A 16,905-nucleotide genomic window follows, 5' to 3' on the forward strand; every position below is an offset into this window, starting at 1 on the left:
CTTGTCTACACTCCACAGCATCTACGGAGAGTAAGCGCGAAGGAGTGCTCGATGTCTCCCCGACTTCGTTGCAGGCAGCGTGGTGCGATTGGCTTGATGGCGGCCTTGACGCTGGGTTTGGCGCTGGTTTTCCTGCTGCTGGTGGTCGACAGCGGCCGGCTTTATCTTGAAAAACGCAAACTGCAAGGCATTGCCGACATGGCCGCACTGGAAGCGGTGCAGCGCAACGGCGATTGCCTGGCGGCGAGCAACAACACCGCCAGCACCTTTGCTGGCGCCAGTGCTGCGCGCAATGGCTACATCATCCCGCCTGCCAATGCACTGGATGTTCGCTGCGGCTCGTTGACCACGGCGGCCTCGAATTTACGGGTATTCTCCGCAGACGCCACCCAGCGCGATGCCATTCAGGTGATCGCTTCGCGCCCGGTGTTGACCAGTGTCGCCGGTGGCGTGTGGTCGCTGTTCAATGGCGGTGCCTACAGCCTGAATACGCTGTTGACGGCCAGGGCTGTGGCCGCGCCGAAGATTCTGCCGCCCCAGGCGCAATTGACCATCAAGTCCACCCTGGTGTCGGTCAATTCCAACGATTCCGCGGCGTTGAACCTGCTGTTCGGCAAACTGTTGGGGGGTAACCTGTCGCTGGATGTTGCCAGCTGGAAGGGCCTGGTCGACAACAACATCAACCTGCTCGGTTATTTGAACCAGTTGGCTGTGAACGTGGGGGTACAGGCGGGTAATTACGACGAGTTGCTGGCCAAGAACCTCAAGCTCGGTCAACTGATCGATGCGGCGGTCACCGTCTTGCAGGCCGGCACCGGCACCGCCACGGTGGCCGCCTCAGGGCTTGCGCAGATCAATGCGTTGGTGGGCAACCTCGACGTCACGTTGGGCAACGTGCTGCAGTTGCAGACGGGGGCGGTGGCCGCCGGGCTCAACACCACGTTGAATGTGTTCCAACTGGCTGAAGCTTTTGTGCAACTGGCCAACAAGAAAAACGGGGTGGTCGCTGAAGTGCCGGTGACTATCCCGGGCCTGGTCAATGCGAGCGTCAAGCTCAAAGTGATCGAGCCGCCGCAACTGTCGGCAATCGGCGATCCCACTTACGCCAAGAATAAAACCGACGCGAGCACGCGGATTTACGTGCGCACGGCCCAGGTCAGCCTGGGGCTGACGGTGGCGCTTCCGCTGCTTAACACACCTGCGGTGAATCTGGTCTTGAACGGGTTGGTCAGCCCGCTTTCGGACGTGTTGAACAATCTGCTCAGCCTGAACCTGGCGGGGACCGTCAGCTCGCTCCTCTGTGCGGTGGGCGGCGTTCCTTGCCAGACCACCGACTTGAGGCTGCTGTCTTCCGCGACGAACCCACCGGTCTCCAGTGTCGATGTGATTCTGGAACTGGGCAGTGCCGAAAGCTATGTCACCGGCTTCACCTGTGCGAGTGACGCGACTAAAACGCTGACCACCCAAACCAACGCCTCGGTAGTGAATATCAAAATCGGCCAGAGCCCCACCCTGATCAATTCGTTGGGTACCAGTCCGCCGCTGGCGACGGTGCCACCGCTGCCGGTGATCGACATCGGTGCGGTGACCTGCCTCAAGCCGTTGCTGGGGCTTGGCCCGACCACCTGCGATTACCCTAACCGCAAGGCGTTTTATGGCGGTGGGATTGGGATGCTTATCGACCCGGACTTGGGACCGATCACCGCCGCTGGTAGCGCCTACACCTACAACCAGCCACCGGAGATCAAGCAGCCACCGCTCTACCATGGGCTCTCGACCGCTAGTTTGGTGGCGTCCCTCGGGCAGGCGTTGCAAGGGCGGTTGAAGTTCCAGGTTTACAAACCCACAGGCTTCAACCTGCTCGGCGGGTTATTGACAACCAGTGCCACGCTGCTCAACGACGTGAATACCACCCTGGGCAACGTCATCGGTACGGTGCTCAGCCCGATTGTCGACCCGCTGGTCAATGGCTTGCTGTCCACGCTGGGCATCAACCTGAACCAGGTGGAAGTCGGTGCCAACCTCAGTTGCAAACCCCACGGGCAGGCGGCACTGGTGATTTAAGCGTCCACGATGGGTAACTCCACACAAAACCTGGCGCCTGCTTCGCCATTGACGACACTCAAGCGGCCGCCCATGTTTTCCACAATTCCGTAGCTCACTGATAAGCCCAGTCCTGTCCCCACGCCAATGGGCTTGGTGGTGAAAAACGGTTCGAAAATTCGCTCCAGCAGGCGTGGGTCGATACCGCCGCCGTTGTCCTCTACCCAGATCCGCACATGCCGCGTGTCCTGCTCGCAACGCAGCGCGATCCAGGGGCGCAGCGCCGGGTTTGTTTCGCGCTGGCTCAACAGGGCATCGCGGGCGTTGACCATCAGGTTGATCAGCACTTGTTCCAACTGATCGACATAGCCTTTGACCTGCACCCGTGCGTCCGACAGGGTGACACGCACATCCACCCCCTTGCCACGCAAGCCTTCGTTGAGCAGTGACAGCGTGCCCTCGACAGCCTGCGTCGGGTCGAAGGGCTGTTGCTCCATTTCCGAGCGCCGGCCGAATACCCGCATATGGTCCACCACCCGCGCTGCGCGTTGCACCTGGGCATCGATGCGCTGGAGTTTTTCGGTGAGGTAATCGACCTCGGCGTTGCCGTCGCCAAGGCGCTTGAGCACATTGACGATGGCCATGCGCATCACGTTCAGCGGTTGGTTGATCTCGTGGGCCAGGCCCGTGGCCATTTCGCCGAGGGTGGCCATCTTGGCGCTTTGGGTCAGCTGTTGCTGGGAGCGGCGCACTTCCGTGTTGTCGCGACCCACCGCTTGTACTTCCACCAGCGCGCCATGCTCATCAAACACGCCGCGGTCCGACCACACCCACCAGGCATGCTCGCGCCCAGGCAGTTCAAGGCTGATTTCAGCAGTGCTGACCGGGAATTCCGGGGTCAGCTGGCGGATGCGTTGCACAAAGGCCTGGCGCTGTTCCTCCGACAGCCAATGCCCAAGGTTCATCCCCGGCAGTTGTGTGGGCAGGCATTCCAGGTAGTTGGCCAGTGGCGTGTTGCCGAAGGTCAGTGTCAGGTCCGGGCGGTAGCGGCAGATCATCGCCGGCGAGTCTTCCACCAGGATGCGGTAGCGTTCTTCGCTTTGCTTGATGTGCTCGGCGGCCAGGGTCGCGTCGGTGACGTCCAGCCAAAGGCCGACGGCTTCGACCGGTAAACCGAGGTCATCGCGCAGCAGCTTGGCTTCGTCGAGCAGCCAATGGTAATGACCCTGTTTGTCACACACGCGGTAGCGGCTGCGCACATTGCCTTCACGCAGCAGTTGGCGGGTGCGTTCGAAGTACAGGTCGCGGTCCTCGGGATGGATCCATTCGATGAGGGTGGCCGGCGTGCACTCGGCGAGGGTGCGCCCGAGCAGAGGCAGCAGGCTGTCACTGAAAAACAGCGGCTGCAGGGTGCCTTCTACATACCGTTGCACGTAGATGATTGCCGGGGAGCTGGCGATCAGGTTATCCAGCCGTGCGTGGGCGGCGGCGGCCTGTTGCTGCTGGTTTTTTATGTCGCTGATGTCGAGCATGAAGCCGATCACTCGACGGCTGTTTCCTGCGCCCAATGCCAGGCCTTGAACGCGATACCAGATGGGGCTTTGGGCCGAGTCCAGGCGATGCAGGCGCACGCTGGCAGACACCGGCTTGCTCAGGGTCTGCAAGTCCAGCAGGCGGCTGGCGAGCTCCTGACGATCAGCGGGGTGGATCAGCGTCAGCCAGTCTGTCAGGGCCATACGTGGGGTGCTGTGGTGGGGGCTCAGGTGCTGCAGCAACTGCGGGGCCAGCTGTATGTCTTCAGTGTCTGCCGGCAGCTCCCACCAGCCGGTGCCCAGTAAACCTTGCAGGGCTTCGAGCCGCTCCAATTGCTGCTGATGACGCTGCTCGCGAAGGCGGCTGAGCAGAGGTGCGGCGAGGGCCGCAGTCAGCTGTAGCCAGGCGCGTTCACTGGCTTGTTCTTCGTCACGATAAAAACCGCAGAGCAGCCAGGCGGCAACGCCATGCTCGTCACGGTAGGGCACCAGGAAGCCCTCGGCATTGGCGAAAACCCCTTGCAGGCGTGGATGTTCGCTGAGGCCCTGGTTCAGGGTCAGGCTCAAGGGGGTCTTACCGTCCAGGCTATCCAAGGCCGTTCCCAGGGATTGCCCGTCGTGCCACAGCGGCGGTGCATCGTGGGCGCGATAATGGCTATGAACCAGCCAGCCCTGGTCGTTTTCGTCGAGCAGGGCAATGGCGACACAGGGAATCTGCCAGTGCTGGGCGATATTTTGCAGGTTGTCCTGCAGCACCTCGGGCAAGCGCGTCAGGCTGCAAACCCGCAGTCGCTCGCTGATCTGGTCACTCAGGTACTGATTCTGCTCGATGCCTTCAGCCAAATGCCGGTGGGCGATCAAGTCGCCGATGTCCAACAGCTGCAGCAGCCACCCATCACCTTGAGGCTCAATCCAACCTCGGGTTTGCACGGGCCGCCCGCCGTACCCCTTGAAATCCAGGTCCAGGCTCTGCCCCTGCCAGTCGCCGGGGTTGCCCTCGATCACGACGGCGCTGTGGTCTTGCACATAGTCCAGCAGCGGCACCGGGTGTTGCGGGTCAGGCGTCTTTGCCAAACGATGACGTAGCGTTCCGTGGGTTTGCACCACGCGCCCGAGGTTGTCCAGCTGGATGTGCAGGCCGACATGCATGGGTGGCTGGGCCGACGAGGCATGGAGGCCAGGAGGGCGGCCCAGGAGTCGATCGAAAAACCTTTCCCCGGCGGTCAAAACTGCAGGCTCGCTTGGGCGGAGAGTGTCGCAGGCAAGTTGGGCACGGTGCCGAGGCCTGGCAGGACCAGAAAGGGCAAGACGCTTTTAAGGTTGTCGGAGGGGTAGTTGATTTGTACGGTCAGCATGCCGGTGCCCGAATAGGTGGCTGTGACATACGCGGGCACGAATTTGAAGGCGGGGGGCAGCCATTGCAGTTGTGCCTGGGCGGCGGCGATTGCGCGGTTTTTCAGGGCATCGGCGTAGCCTGGGGTGGTGGGGTCCAGGGCCACGCCGCGCCTCACGCCTTCCGCCGTTGCCTGGTTGAATGACTGCAACAGCAGCAGTGGCAGGCTGTAACTGAGCAAACCGTAAAACACGGCAAAAAAAATCATGAATACCATCGCGAACTCAAGCGCGGCGGCACCTTTCTGTTTTCGAGGGAGGCCTTTTTTCATGACTGCGTCTACCCTGACAACCACTACCTGATGTCAGCATAGAATCATTCAGCGGAAAGGGATTTTTTTACGTGATTCAGAGCCTGTTGCTGTTTGTTTGGCTGGCGTTGTGTGCGGTGCAGGATGTCCGTCAACGTCAGATCGCCAACCGCCTGACCCTGGGTGGGTTGCTGCTGGCTTGGCTCTACGTGCTCTGGAGCGGTACTACCTGGCTTGGCGCTTCGGCTGCCGAGGGTGGGTGGGCGTTTGGCTTGGCGCTGCTGTTGAGCCTGCCCGGCTATGCCTTGGGCCGGTTAGGGGCGGCGGATGTGAAATTACTGGCGGCTCTGGGGGTGGCGACCAATAGCGACTACTTGCTGGGCACTTTTGTCGGTGCGGGGGCGGCAAGTGTGGCGTGGCTGTTATTGGCGCCGAGGGCGTGGCCGCTGATGAATCAGGGGGTTAGAAACGCTTTGCAGTCCCTTCAGCCGCAGGCGTCAAACAAGCAGCCCTTTGCGCCTTTTCTGTTTGTGGGATTCGCCCTGGCATGGGTTTGGATCCATTAGTCGTGACGTAGGCTGGTGCTATGTACATAGTCAGAAAGTACGTCTACGTTTGTAGTTACGTTGTTCGGAAAAATTAAGCGGAGCAATGGATCGGTTGGTCTTTGGCTTGCCCAGGCATGGAGTTGCGCGTGAACAAGCTTACCTCTGAAGTGAAAGTGCTGGTTGTCGATGATCAGCCTCTGATGGTGGAAGAACTCTGCGAGTTTCTGGAAAGTAGCGGTTATCGTTGCACCCCTTGTCACTCAAGCCTTGATGCGGTCGAGCGTTTTCGCGAAGACGCCGGAATCGGCCTGGTGCTGTGCGACCTGCATATGCCGGACATGGACGGTATCGAGTTGGTGCAGGAGTTGCAGCGCCTGGCCGGCAAGCAGCGCGTGTTCGAAGCGATCATGCTGACGGGGCGCGCCGACAAGCAGGATGTCATCAAGGCGTTGCGCGCGGGAATTGCGGACTACTATCAGAAACCGATCAACCTCAATGAACTGCTCGAAGGTTTGCAGCGCCAGGAGGCGGTGCTGCAAGAGCGGCACAAAAACCTGGAACTGGGGCAGTTGAACCAGAAACTGCAGTACCTCTCGGCGTCTATCGATGATCTGTATCACGATCTCGACAAAGTACGCAGCAGCCCTCAGCCCTTGGCTGTCTCGAGCGTTGAGGACGGCGAAGCCGCAGACGTCGAGATTCCGGTGATTTTCAAACAACTGTCACCGCGCCAACTGGATGTCGCCAGGCTGGTGGGCAAGGGGCAGACCAACTACCAGATTGCCTGTGAGCTGGGCATCACGGAAAACACCGTGAAGCTCTATGTGTCCCAGGTACTGCGCCTGACGCACATGCATAACCGCACGCAACTGGCGTTGGCACTGTCACCCAGTGGTGCTTCGATACGCCAACGGGTGAGCGCCCACTGACTATTTGCTACCACCGCCCGCTGAGTTGCCGCCTTGTTTCTGCTCGTAATACTCGGGAATCGCGTGTTTGTAGCTGTCCATCAGGCGCTGCATGGCGTTCTCGCGCTCAGCGGGGGTGGCCTTCTGCGGCGTGGAGGAGGCCATTTGGCCGCTGAGCTGCAGCTGTAGCCAGCGTTCGGTCTGTTGCTGCTGCGGTGAGGAGGGGCCGGGCTCGATGGCCTGGGCGGCCAGGGGCAGCGTTGCCAGCAGCAGGCTGGCGAGCAGTGTGAGTTTCATAGGGGCACTCCCTGATGACTTATTGGATAGGCGCCGGCAAGGCCTTGCTGACCGTCGCCATCTGAGCCTTGGATGGCGATGCCGGTGAACGCCTGAGCTGCTGCGCCCGGGCCTGGGCCTGGGTGACTTGATCAGGACTCAACCCCATGCGTCCGGCCACTTGTGCCGCCTGGCCCCAGTTGTCCTGGTAAATCAGCAGGGTCACCAGGTTGACGGCGGCCAACTGATTGCCTTGGTTGAGTTCCATGGCGGTAAGGAATTCGAAACGTGCATCGTCCATGCGCAGTTGATTGAGGTAGACCACGCCCAAGTCATTGCGGATCTTTTCATCGGTGGGCGACAGCCTGGCGGCCTGTTGCAGATGCGCCATGGCTTGAGCGTTGTCACCCCTGGCGACGGCCAATTGCCCGAGGCCGTGTTCGCCCTCCGCCGACAAGCATGTGCCCAGCAGGGTTTTGTACAGCGGCTCTGCCTCGTTACGCCCCAGCAGGCGGTAGACCTTGGCCTTGCGCAGGCGTACCTGGGGCAGGCTGTCCGACAGGTTTTGCAGATTGGCCAGGCTGGCGTGCAGCTTGCCGTCGTTGGCCATGTCGTCGGCAAGGTTCAGCGAAAGTTCCTGGTCGGCGCTGGGCTTGGAACAACTGCCGTGAGCGGTGAACCCCGCCCAGGGCGTTTGGCCAAGGTTTGCGCAACCGCCCAACAGCAACAAGCCGCATGCAGCAATCAGTGCTTTCATCGTGTGTCCTTTCAAGGCCCCATGGCCTTCGATATGGCGATAAAGCCGGGGCCGGCCAATACAATCAGCAACGCCGGAAACAGAAAAACCATCATCACCACGGACATCTTCGCCGACATCTTGGAGATGAACTCCTGCATGCGCGTCAGGCGACGGTCGTCCAGCAGTTGCTTGAGCGCCTGCAACGATTTCATGGCGCCGCCACCCTGGTACAGAAGCTGTTGCAGAATCGAACAGGTATCGCTGAATTCATCGACGCCGAGCATCAGGCTGGCCTTGCTCAACTCTTCGCCAAGCTCCAGGCCCGAGTCCACCCGGGCCAGCACAATGCGTAATTCCGAGGTGAGCACCGGCAGCAGTTTTTGCGCTTCATGGGCCATCACCCGCAGGGTCTGCTCAACGGCCATGCCTGATTCAAACAGGATCCTCAGCAGCGGAATAAAGGTCGAGACCTCTTGGGCAATCTGTTCCTGGCGACGTTTGGCCAGCGCCGCGAGCACGCGCTTGGGCAGCAAGTAACCCGTGGCCAGCCCCAGGAACGGCGCGAGCCATACGGGGTCGGCCTCCGCGAAAAACACGCCCTGTATCAACAGTGTCAGGCCCAGCAGCAACAGCGGCGTCGCCACTTGGCAGGCAGCAAACATCGAGCGCTGACCGGCCCTGCGCCAGCCGAGTCGGTTGAGCAGGGTTTGGGTTTCGTTATCGAGGCTGATGGTGCGTTGGCCAATCCGGGTGTTGCCCAACTGGCGCAACCACTGGCTTATCTTGTCTTCGCGCGTGGTTTCGCCCTGCAATCGGGAGGTGACCAGGCGCTGCTGGCGACGTTGCGCCAGGATATTGCCGACCACCAGCAACAGCGCGGCAAAAAATAACAATGCGCTGAGCAGCAGGGCCATGTCAGACGCTCCTCAGCATGCGCCAGAGCGCGATGCAACCGAAGACCTGCATGAGGAACGCACCGACCAGCATCCAGCGGCCACTGTCATCCGTCCACATACCCACCAGATACGTCGGGTTGGTCAACAGGAAGTAGCCGGCAACGCTGACCGGCAGCAGCGCCAGCACCACCGCTGTCACCCGGGTTTCCCCGGTCATCGCCCGCAGTTGACGGGCGCCCTGGTCCCGTTCGCGGATCAGCTTGATCAGGTTTTCCAGCAGTTCGCTGGCGTTGCCGCCGTAGCGATGATTGACCTTCAGGCCGAGGGCAAACAGGCGCAGTTCATCCTGTTCATAAAACTCGGCAAAGTCGTGCACGGCTTCCGGCAGGCTGACCCCGAGGATGACGTTGCGCTTGATACGCCCCATGGACCTCTTCAGCGGGTCGTCACTGGCCTCTATGCCACCCAGTACGGCATCCGCCAGCGTGCGTCCGGATTTGAGGCTGCGCACGGCATGGTCCAGCAGTTGCGGCAATTGCTCGATCATCCGACGCAAACGGCGTTGGTAGCGCAGGGCGAGGTAGAACCGCAGGATCAGCGGCGGCAGCAAAAGCATCACCAGCAGGCCCAGCCATTGAGCGGCGAGCACACCCAGCACCACGCCCAAGCCCCATAGTGTGAGCCATAGCCCCAGGCGTTCGGTGGGTTTGCCCAAGCCGGCGCGAATGAACATGCGCTCAAGGCTGGTCACCACGGTCTTGTCATTCAACGCCTGGGGCTGGCCCTGGCCGAGACGCTCCATCACACGATCGGTCCGGGCCTGGCGCAAGCCACTGCGCATCAGGCGCGTGGCCAGCAACAGCATGCCCAGGGAGATCAACGCGAGCAGGATCGGACCGATCATCAGGCGTCTCCTACAGGGGCATGGGGATTTCGCGGCGCAGTTTGTCGCCGGCGGGGTTGACGGCATCGCGCAGGAACCCGAATCCGGTGCGTTTGTCATGGCGGAACAGCGTGTTGGTGACATACACGTCATCACGCACTCCCACCACTTCCACCACTTCACTGACGCAACGGCGGCCGTCGGGCAGGCGAGTCAGTTGAATCACCACATCCAGTGCCGCGCAGACCATCTGGCGCAGGGTTTTTTCCGCGATCACGCGACCGGTGAGACCCACCAGCGTCTCCAGGCGCAGCAACGCATCCTGTGCGTTGTTGGCGTGCACGGTGCTCATCGAACCGTCGTGGCCGGTGTTCATCGCCGTGAGGACATCGAGCACTTCCACGCCACGAATCTCACCCAGAATGATGCGATCCGGGCGCATCCGCAGGGCGTTGCGAATCAGGTCGCTGGCCTTCACTTCACCGTGCCCCTCGGCATTCGGCGGACGGGTTTCCAGGCGCACCACGTGGGGGTGGCCCAGTTGCAGTTCGGCCACGTCTTCGATGGTGACGAGCCGCTCATGGGGGTTGATCAGTTGGCTCAGGATGTTCAGCAGCGTGGTTTTTCCCGTGCCGGTACCGCCGCTGATCAAAATGTTGCAGCGCTTGCCGACGGACTCCTGGAAGAACTCGAAAATCGCCTGGTCGATCGTTTGCATGGCCATCAGGTCGGTGCTTTTGAGCATGTCCTTGCGAAATTTTCGGATCGACAGGCAGGGGCCGTCCAGGGCAATCGGCGGAATGATCGCATTGACCCGGCTGCCGTCCGGCAACCGCGCATCGACCATCGGCGACGACTCGTCCAGGCGCCGCCCCAGCGGCGCCAGGATGCGCTGCATGACCCGCTCCACGTGGTGGTCGTCGATAAAGCGCAGGTCGCTCTGGTGCAACAGGCCATCGCGTTCGATGAACACGCGATGGGGGCCGTTGACCAGGATTTCGGTGACGGACGCGTCGCGCAGCAGCACCTCCAGCGGCCCGAACCCGGTGAGTTCATCGACAAGCTCTTCTGCAAGGCGCTCCATTTCGTAGCGGGAGACCGCCAGGTGCATGCGGGTGATGTACTCGGCGACCTTATCCGTCACAAATTGCGCCAGGGTTTGGCGGGTGCCTTCCAGCAGGTTTTTCCCCGACTCCTCGATGGCATCGATGATGTAGCGGTGCAGGACCAGCTTGAGGCCGTCGTGATCGGTGGTGCCTGGCGCGCCACGTAACGGCACGCCGAACAGTTTCTCGCTGCTCATTTTGTGCTCCAGAGCCGGGTGAGCCAGTTGGCTGGTGGTTTCTCAAGGCCCTCGGAACGTTTGGCCAGACGTTCGCCGAGGGTGCGCAGGCCTTGGGTCAACGGCTCCCGTGGCGACAGGGAAAACAAGGTCTGGCCTTGGTTTTTGGCATTCAGGCGGATTTCTGCGTTCAGGGGCAGTACGGCAATCACCTCCAGGCCGAAGGTTTTGCCCAGCGCTTCGGCCTCCGGAGCGGCGCCTTTGATATAGCGGTCGACCAGCAGGCGTCCGTGCTCCAGTTTCATGCCTTTTTCGCGCCATCGATTGAGCACCGCGAGGTTGCGCCGGCAGTCGAGCACGCTTTGATCGGTGCACCACAGCAGCTTGTCGCAGTGGCTGACAAAGGTGCGCAGCGCTTCGCTGTCCGGTTGCCCGGCAAGGTTCACCACAATGTGCTGAAAGTGTTGGCGCAGTGCGCTGAGCAGCATATACAGCTCGGCGGCGCTGGTTTGCTCCAGTGCTTCGTCGCCGTCGGTGTAGGCCAGGATGCGCAGGCCGGCTTCGGTTGAGGTGAAGGCGCTGTTGATCAGGGTCGCATCCAGGCGCCGCAAGTGGCGCAGGGCATCCCCGAAGTGAAACGAGCTTTCCAGGCCCAGCAACGCCAGGCTGTCGCCCCGGGGCAGGCCCAGGTCCAGCACCAGAGTTTGCTGCCCGCTTTTTTGCACCACCTGAGCCAGGTGGAGAGCGAGCAATGCGCCGTCGGTACCGCATTGAGTGCCATACAGCACCGTGAGACCGCCCAGGTGGGTGGTATGGGTGACCGCCGGCAGGCGTTTGCTCAGGCGTCGCACCAGGCCCGCGACTTCGCTGGAGCGCGAGCCATAGGCGACAAAGTCACGTGCGCCGGCGCGCATGGCATTGAGGACGAGTTGATTGTCCATGCCGTCGCCCAACGCAACGATGGCCAGCATGGGCTTGGCTTCCAGTGCCCCTTCGATCAGGGCGCACTGTGTGGTGACGTTTTCTCGGTCCAGGCCGATGAAGACCAGGTTGGCGAAGGTCACGTCGACCAGCGCCAGCAACTCGTCGAGGCTGCCCCCTGCGCTGACCACTTGGCCCAGCGGTGCAAGAGCGCCCTGAAGCCATTCGAGGTCTGTGCTGTTGCGCGTGATGGCCAGAAATGTCTGGCTCAGGCTCTCGCTCATTGGGAAAGCCCCGTGCGCCGGTCGAAGTTGCCATTTTCGAGGAAGAACAGGCGGTACCAGTTCGGGTCGTAGCTGCGCAGTTTTTCGCCGGGTAGGGAGGGCAACTGCGCGTCGGCGGCCAGGGGTTGCACAAGGTGCGGGGTGACGATCATCAGCAGCTCTTTTTCTTCGCGGCTGATGTTGGCGTCACGGAAGAATGCCCCCAGCACCGGGATATCGCCCAGCCCGGGAAACTTGTTGATGGTGGAGCGGTTGTTGGTGCTGATCAGGCCACTGATGACAAAGCTTTCACCATCGGCCAGCGACACGCTGGTGTCGGTACGCCGCACGGTGAGGGCGGGGACCTGGATGCCCTGGATCTGCACCGCGTTGCTGTAGTCCAGCTCGCTGACTTCAGGGGCCACCTTGAGGGTGATGCGGTTTCGGTCGACCACCGTGGGGGTGAGGGTCAAACGAATACCGAACTCTTTGTATTCGATGGAGATCGTGTCGCTGCCCGCGCTGGGCACCGGAATCGGCACCTCACCACCGGCGAGGAAGGTTGCACTTTGCCCGCTCAGGGCGACCAGGCTGGGGCGCGCCAGGGTATAGGCAAAGCCGCTGCTTTCCAGGGCGTTGATCATGGCCGAGACTCGCCCGCCGCCAAAACCGATATTGAAGTTGGACGCGCTCACTGGCAGGGCCAGCGTGCCGGCACTGGGCACAGTCAGGTTGGGGCTGCCGATGAGGAAGTTCTTGCCGATCCCCAGGATCGAGGTACTCGCTTCCTTGAGCTTGGAGCGGCTGACTTCGACAAAACGGATGTCGGTCTGCACCTGGCTGGGCAACGAGGGATCTTCCGAGGGCGACAGCGACAGACTGGTCAGCGCCGAGGTGGCTTTGCCTTTGACGAACACCATGCTCTGGCGTGGGCTGCTCGAACATGCCGTCCAGATCATCAGGCTGGTGGCCCCCTGGGAGACGCCGGTGAGGAGGAACGCCTGGTTACCGTTGACTTGAACGTCGGCGATTTTTGGATCACCAACGGCCAGCCGGGTAATGGCCACCGGGGATTGCAGGGCTTGTTGCATGCCCTCACCGACTTCAAGCGTAGCGGGCAATTGGCCCAGGCTGCTGCAGTTGCCGGTTGCCGCCTGTGCGCTGCCGATCCCCAGCAGGATGACGAGGGCCCAGAAAGCGCATGAAAAAAACCGCACGGAACGACTGCTCATTCAAGGCATCCTTAGCGCTATCAGGGCGTTTGTTGAGTAACCTGGTTGCCGCGTATCACCTCGATACTCGAGCGACGTGGCGTGCCGTTGGCCGCCGATGGACTGACGTTGTTGGTGGGGGCGGATGTAAAGGCCAACTGATTGAACTGGTAGAGATCGCGCTTGGCATTGTCGAGGTTTACCAGGGAGTCATTGTCGCCCGCCCAGTAGAGGCTCAAGCGTTGTTCGTCGGCGCTGCGCACGGCCAGGCGCAATGCGCCTGCCTGGGTCGCCAGCACCAGCCGAGTCATCAATTGCTCTGGAACCGCGAGCAACACCGTGCGTGCGCTGGCGCGGTTCTGTTGTTGCCTGGCTTTGTCTTGCGCCGTGGTTGCCACGGGGGAGCCGGGTTTGCCGTCATTGGTCAGCCCCAGTTGGTCGCCCACACCCAGCAGGCGAAGTGCAGGGATTACGGTTTGCGCCGAAGGTTGCGGGTTACCGTTTTCCTGGCGCAGGTACAGCATCACGTCGACATAGTCGCCGGGGTTCAATTGCCCGCCGGCACCGGTGACTTCATCCACGGCAACGGCCAGGGCGCGCTCATTGGGGCGGATCATGCGGGCGAGGCTCCCGCCGGCGTCGAAGCTCTGTTCGGTCAACCACGTGCCGGCCTCAAGGCTGCGCCAGGGCACGCGGCCGATGGCTTGTTCCAGTGTGGTGAGGCTGCCTGCCGGGGCCGTACGCAGCTTTTCCAGGGCCAGGTCGGCAGCCGTGAGGGCTACGAAGGGCGGCACGTCATGGGTCAGCACCACCACGGCTTGACGTGTGGGGTCTTCGGCGGGCGCGACCGCAGTGGCGCTGGCAAGCGGTTGGGTGACGACGGCGGTTGCCGGTTCCGGACGGCTCAGCACGAGGCCCCAATAGCCGGCAATCAGCGCACCCATCAACAGTAATCCGGCCAGAATCATACTGATGCGACTGCTCATAAAGGCTCTCCCTTTCCTACTGCAGAACCTGCCGGCTGGTCCATCCAGTCACTGCGCAATGAGTTCACGCTGAACATCTAACTATTTCGCTATTTGAAGGTAGTTCAGCTAGGACGAAATGCCATTACCCCCTGGGAAATATTCTGTACTTCAGTTGGAAACAGCCGGATTTGGCGCCATGGAGTTGGCTAATACTTTGTGATTAGTCGCTTATTACAGTTGTTGGGAGTGCATTTGCCGACAATGCTCTAACAGCAAGGCGGAATCATGTTGTAGGCCCTCTATATCGGCGCTTTGAGCGCGCAGGAGAAGTCATATGTTCCTTGATGTCATTCGCAAGGTGTTTATCAAAATCCAGATTTTTTCCTATGAAAGAGAGGGGGCTTCAGGTATCGAATATGCAATTGTCGCGGCGATGTGTGCGGCGGTGATCGGGCTGTTCATGACGCCCATCAGTACCAAAGTTAAGGCTATTTTTACTTCGATCCAGACAGGCATCGGCACTTGATCAATACTGTGGTGTGACTACCCTGAGTGCATTACCAGTGTCAGGACTTTTCCCATGAGTTCCTCTTCGCCGACCCGGCAACAAATCCTGTTAGTGGACGATGAAGAGGACGCCCTTATCGAGCTCGCCGAATCCCTCGAGAATGAAGGGTTCGTCTGTTTCACGGCCAGCTCCGTCACCGAGGCTCTGCAGGAACTCACCCTCAACCCTGATATCGCCCTGGTCATCACCGACCTGCGCATGCCCGAGGAAAGTGGTATCTCCCTGATCAAGCGCCTGCGCGAACACACCTCACGCTCGCACCTGCCGGTCATTGTGATGTCGGGTCATGCCGAGATGGATGACGTCAGCGATATGCTGCGCCTGCAGGTGCTGGACCTGTTTCGCAAGCCGATCTACCTGGTGCGGTTGATCGATACGTTGAACAGTCTGTTTCCCATAACCAAACGCTATCTGTAGGAGCGAACACGTTCGCTCCTACAGGCGCCTGCGTCACAGCTGATAGCTGAAACTCAACATATAGCGCGGCTTGCGATTGAAGTTGTCGAGTGCCACGTCTGACATCGGCTTGGCCGCCTCGAGGGCGATGTTGTAGTACTTGGCGTCGCCAAAGCGCATTCCCACAGCGGCCGATGACAGGTCGTTGTGCTTGATCGGCAAGTCGTTGAACCAGGTCCGGGCGCGGTCGAGCACCACGTAGGGTTGCAGGATGCGCACCCAGTCGCCGGCGCGGTTGTAGCTGTAGTTGATCTCGTAGGCCATGCCCCAGCCCTTGTCGCCGGAGCCTTGATCATCGGGGTAGCCACGGCCGAAGTTCTGCCCGCCAAAGGTGGCGCGCTCGCTGTCGGGCAAGGTGTCGTCGCTCCAGTAGAGGGCGCCGGAAACCACGCCTTGCCAGTTACCGAACAGCGTGTTGCTTTGCACGCCGGACAGGCGCAGGCGGAAGAAGTCGAGGTCGGGCTTGAGGCCGCCGAAGTCGCTGCGGGCCTTGGCTCCCATCGCGTGGGTGCCTTGGTAGAACCCGGCGCTGAGGATGCGCAGTTGGGTGGTGTCGGCCTTGCGCCAGTCGCCTTCGACGGCCAGGGCGCGCAGGTCGGTTTGCAGCGCCAGGCGTTGCGGGAACCCCACCAGTTGGTAGCGCGTGGTCTGGTCGGCGGCGTAATAGCGCGCGCCGAGGTTCAGAGACTCATTGGGCGAGGCGATCAACGGGTGGCTGAGGCCGATGGAGTAACGGTCAATTGCCTGGTGTGGCTTGAGTTCGAAGCCGCCGCCCAGTTGTAGGCGGGTACGTGGATCGGCGCGGTAGCGTTCACCCGACAGCACCCACTGGGTGCCTTCGGCATTGATGAACTGGCTGTAGGCGGCACGGTAGTAATGTTCTTTATCGTCTCCCGGTGGGAACAGGCCACTGACGCTCAATTGTTCGCCCATGGATGTCCACGCGTTGCTGGTGGCCGTCAGGAGCGCCTGGGTACCGCCTCGGCTGTTCTCGTTCAGGCTCATGCTGGTGGTGAAGGGTTTGCGGCTGGCGCTGATTTGCATGTGGGTGCCGCCATCGGTGGTGCCGGGCGGTGGTACCTGAGCCTGCAACGTCACCCCGGGGATGGTGCTCATCAGGGTGGTATAGCGCTCGAAGGTCTTGCGGGTAAGCGGGCGTTCGGCCTTGAGCTTTTGTGCCAGCTTGTCGACGTAGGACGACACCGAACCGATATCGCCCTGCACGTTGTAATCGCGGATATAACCCTCCACCAGCACCACGCGCACCAGGCCGTTTTCGAAGCGTTGCTCCGGCAGGAAGGCGTAGGACAACAGGTAGCCATCCTTCTGGTAGCGCAGGGTGATGCGGCGCGTGGCCTCGATCAGTTGCGCTAGGTTGGTTTCGTGGCCAATCAAGGGCTCGAAGACCTGGGCCACGTCCTTGAGCGGATAGACCGTGCCGCCGTCGATCTGCAGTTTGCGGATGGTCACGTTGGTGTCCATCCGCAAGGGCTGCGCCGCTGTGTCGGCGGGCACCGGCAATTGGGTCTGCGTGGGAGCCGGACGGTAGGCATCGGCGGGCAGGTTGGGTACGGGCAGGTTGCGGATGGTGTCGTTACTGTTGAGGAAGCTGGGAAGAGTATCGGCGTGTGCATAAGCACTGAGGGTGAGCAATAACAACGGTGTCAAAGCGCGCATAGGACACTCCATGGTCAAAACTGCAGCGGCGTTTTGCAGACGCCCGCCGGGCTCAGGGGCGCGGTTCGGGTGTTTTTCATAGGCCTCTCAT

Annotated in this window: 16 protein-coding genes; 5 read left to right on the forward strand and 11 right to left on the reverse strand. The window is 61.2% G+C overall.

The window, feature by feature from the left end; translation table 11 throughout:
- The first annotated feature begins 51 nt into the window (after positions 1 to 51).
- Positions 52 to 2,064 (forward strand): pilus assembly protein TadG-related protein, encoded by a 2,013-nt coding sequence (locus tag AC07OP_RS26495; RefSeq protein ID WP_495102671.1) that lies wholly within the window; start codon positions 52 to 54, stop codon positions 2,062 to 2,064.
- Here AC07OP_RS26495 and AC07OP_RS26500 read toward each other — a convergent pair.
- Positions 2,061 to 4,724, reverse strand: a complete 2,664-nt coding sequence (locus tag AC07OP_RS26500; protein WP_495102672.1) for a PAS domain-containing sensor histidine kinase — start codon at positions 4,722 to 4,724, stop codon at positions 2,061 to 2,063. The two genes, AC07OP_RS26495 and AC07OP_RS26500, sit on opposite strands and share 4 nt — an antisense overlap.
- Before the next feature lie 74 nt (positions 4,725 to 4,798).
- A complete protein-coding gene (locus AC07OP_RS26505; protein ID WP_065940950.1) occupies positions 4,799 to 5,239 on the reverse strand; it encodes a TadE/TadG family type IV pilus assembly protein in 441 nt (146 codons plus the stop codon).
- A gap of 71 nt (positions 5,240 to 5,310) precedes the next feature.
- Between AC07OP_RS26505 and AC07OP_RS26510 the strand changes: the two genes are divergently transcribed.
- Complete coding sequence (locus AC07OP_RS26510) at positions 5,311 to 5,784, forward strand: prepilin peptidase (RefSeq protein WP_115486336.1); 474 nt, start codon at positions 5,311 to 5,313, stop codon at positions 5,782 to 5,784.
- Between the two features lie 128 nt (positions 5,785 to 5,912).
- Positions 5,913 to 6,695 carry a response regulator transcription factor gene (locus tag AC07OP_RS26515; protein WP_495102673.1) on the forward strand — a complete coding sequence of 261 codons (783 nt, stop codon included), beginning with the start codon at positions 5,913 to 5,915 and terminating at the stop codon, positions 6,693 to 6,695.
- Here the strand turns inward: AC07OP_RS26515 and AC07OP_RS26520 are convergent, their stop codons facing one another.
- The 8 genes from AC07OP_RS26520 to cpaB are packed head-to-tail and all read right to left on the reverse strand — an operon-like array spanning position 6,696 to position 14,131.
- The gene (locus AC07OP_RS26520; RefSeq protein ID WP_495102674.1) at positions 6,696 to 6,971 is read right to left on the reverse strand and encodes a DUF3613 domain-containing protein; all 276 of its coding nucleotides are present in this window, start codon (positions 6,969 to 6,971) and stop codon (positions 6,696 to 6,698) included. It abuts the gene before it with no gap.
- Between the two features lie 19 nt (positions 6,972 to 6,990).
- Positions 6,991 to 7,707: a tetratricopeptide repeat protein gene (locus AC07OP_RS26525; RefSeq protein WP_495102675.1), complete on the reverse strand. Its 717-nt coding sequence runs from the start codon at positions 7,705 to 7,707 to the stop codon at positions 6,991 to 6,993.
- Positions 7,708 to 7,718: 11 nt separating this feature from the next.
- Positions 7,719 to 8,603 carry a type II secretion system F family protein gene (locus AC07OP_RS26530; RefSeq protein WP_065940954.1) on the reverse strand — a complete coding sequence of 295 codons (885 nt, stop codon included), beginning with the start codon at positions 8,601 to 8,603 and terminating at the stop codon, positions 7,719 to 7,721.
- A gap of 1 nt (position 8,604) precedes the next feature.
- Entirely contained in the window at positions 8,605 to 9,489 is an 885-nt protein-coding gene (locus AC07OP_RS26535) for a type II secretion system F family protein (protein WP_495102676.1), read from the reverse strand.
- A 10-nt stretch (positions 9,490 to 9,499) separates the two neighbouring features.
- Entirely contained in the window at positions 9,500 to 10,771 is a 1,272-nt protein-coding gene (locus AC07OP_RS26540; protein ID WP_141156653.1) for a TadA family conjugal transfer-associated ATPase, read from the reverse strand.
- The gene (locus AC07OP_RS26545) at positions 10,768 to 11,955 is read right to left on the reverse strand and encodes a CpaE/TadZ family protein (RefSeq protein WP_495102677.1); all 1,188 of its coding nucleotides are present in this window, start codon (positions 11,953 to 11,955) and stop codon (positions 10,768 to 10,770) included. The genes AC07OP_RS26540 and AC07OP_RS26545 overlap by 4 nt, the downstream gene beginning before the upstream one ends.
- Positions 11,952 to 13,166, reverse strand: a complete 1,215-nt coding sequence (locus AC07OP_RS26550; protein ID WP_495102678.1) for a type II and III secretion system protein family protein — start codon at positions 13,164 to 13,166, stop codon at positions 11,952 to 11,954. The genes AC07OP_RS26545 and AC07OP_RS26550 overlap by 4 nt, the downstream gene beginning before the upstream one ends.
- 20 nt (positions 13,167 to 13,186) lie before the next feature.
- A complete protein-coding gene (gene cpaB / locus AC07OP_RS26555; RefSeq protein ID WP_495102679.1) occupies positions 13,187 to 14,131 on the reverse strand; it encodes a Flp pilus assembly protein CpaB in 945 nt (314 codons plus the stop codon).
- Positions 14,132 to 14,447: 316 nt separating this feature from the next.
- Here cpaB and AC07OP_RS26560 point away from each other — a divergent pair, with 316 nt between their 5' ends.
- Complete coding sequence (locus AC07OP_RS26560) at positions 14,448 to 14,639, forward strand: Flp family type IVb pilin (RefSeq protein WP_065940960.1); 192 nt, start codon at positions 14,448 to 14,450, stop codon at positions 14,637 to 14,639.
- A 54-nt stretch (positions 14,640 to 14,693) separates the two neighbouring features.
- Positions 14,694 to 15,098: a response regulator gene (locus AC07OP_RS26565; protein ID WP_065940961.1), complete on the forward strand. Its 405-nt coding sequence runs from the start codon at positions 14,694 to 14,696 to the stop codon at positions 15,096 to 15,098.
- A gap of 33 nt (positions 15,099 to 15,131) precedes the next feature.
- Here the strand turns inward: AC07OP_RS26565 and AC07OP_RS26570 are convergent, their stop codons facing one another.
- Positions 15,132 to 16,814: a ShlB/FhaC/HecB family hemolysin secretion/activation protein gene (locus tag AC07OP_RS26570; RefSeq protein ID WP_495102680.1), complete on the reverse strand. Its 1,683-nt coding sequence runs from the start codon at positions 16,812 to 16,814 to the stop codon at positions 15,132 to 15,134.
- Between the last annotated feature and the right edge of the window lie 91 nt (positions 16,815 to 16,905).

It is taken from the genome of Pseudomonas sp. GW821-FHT09D08 (assembly GCF_059416305.1).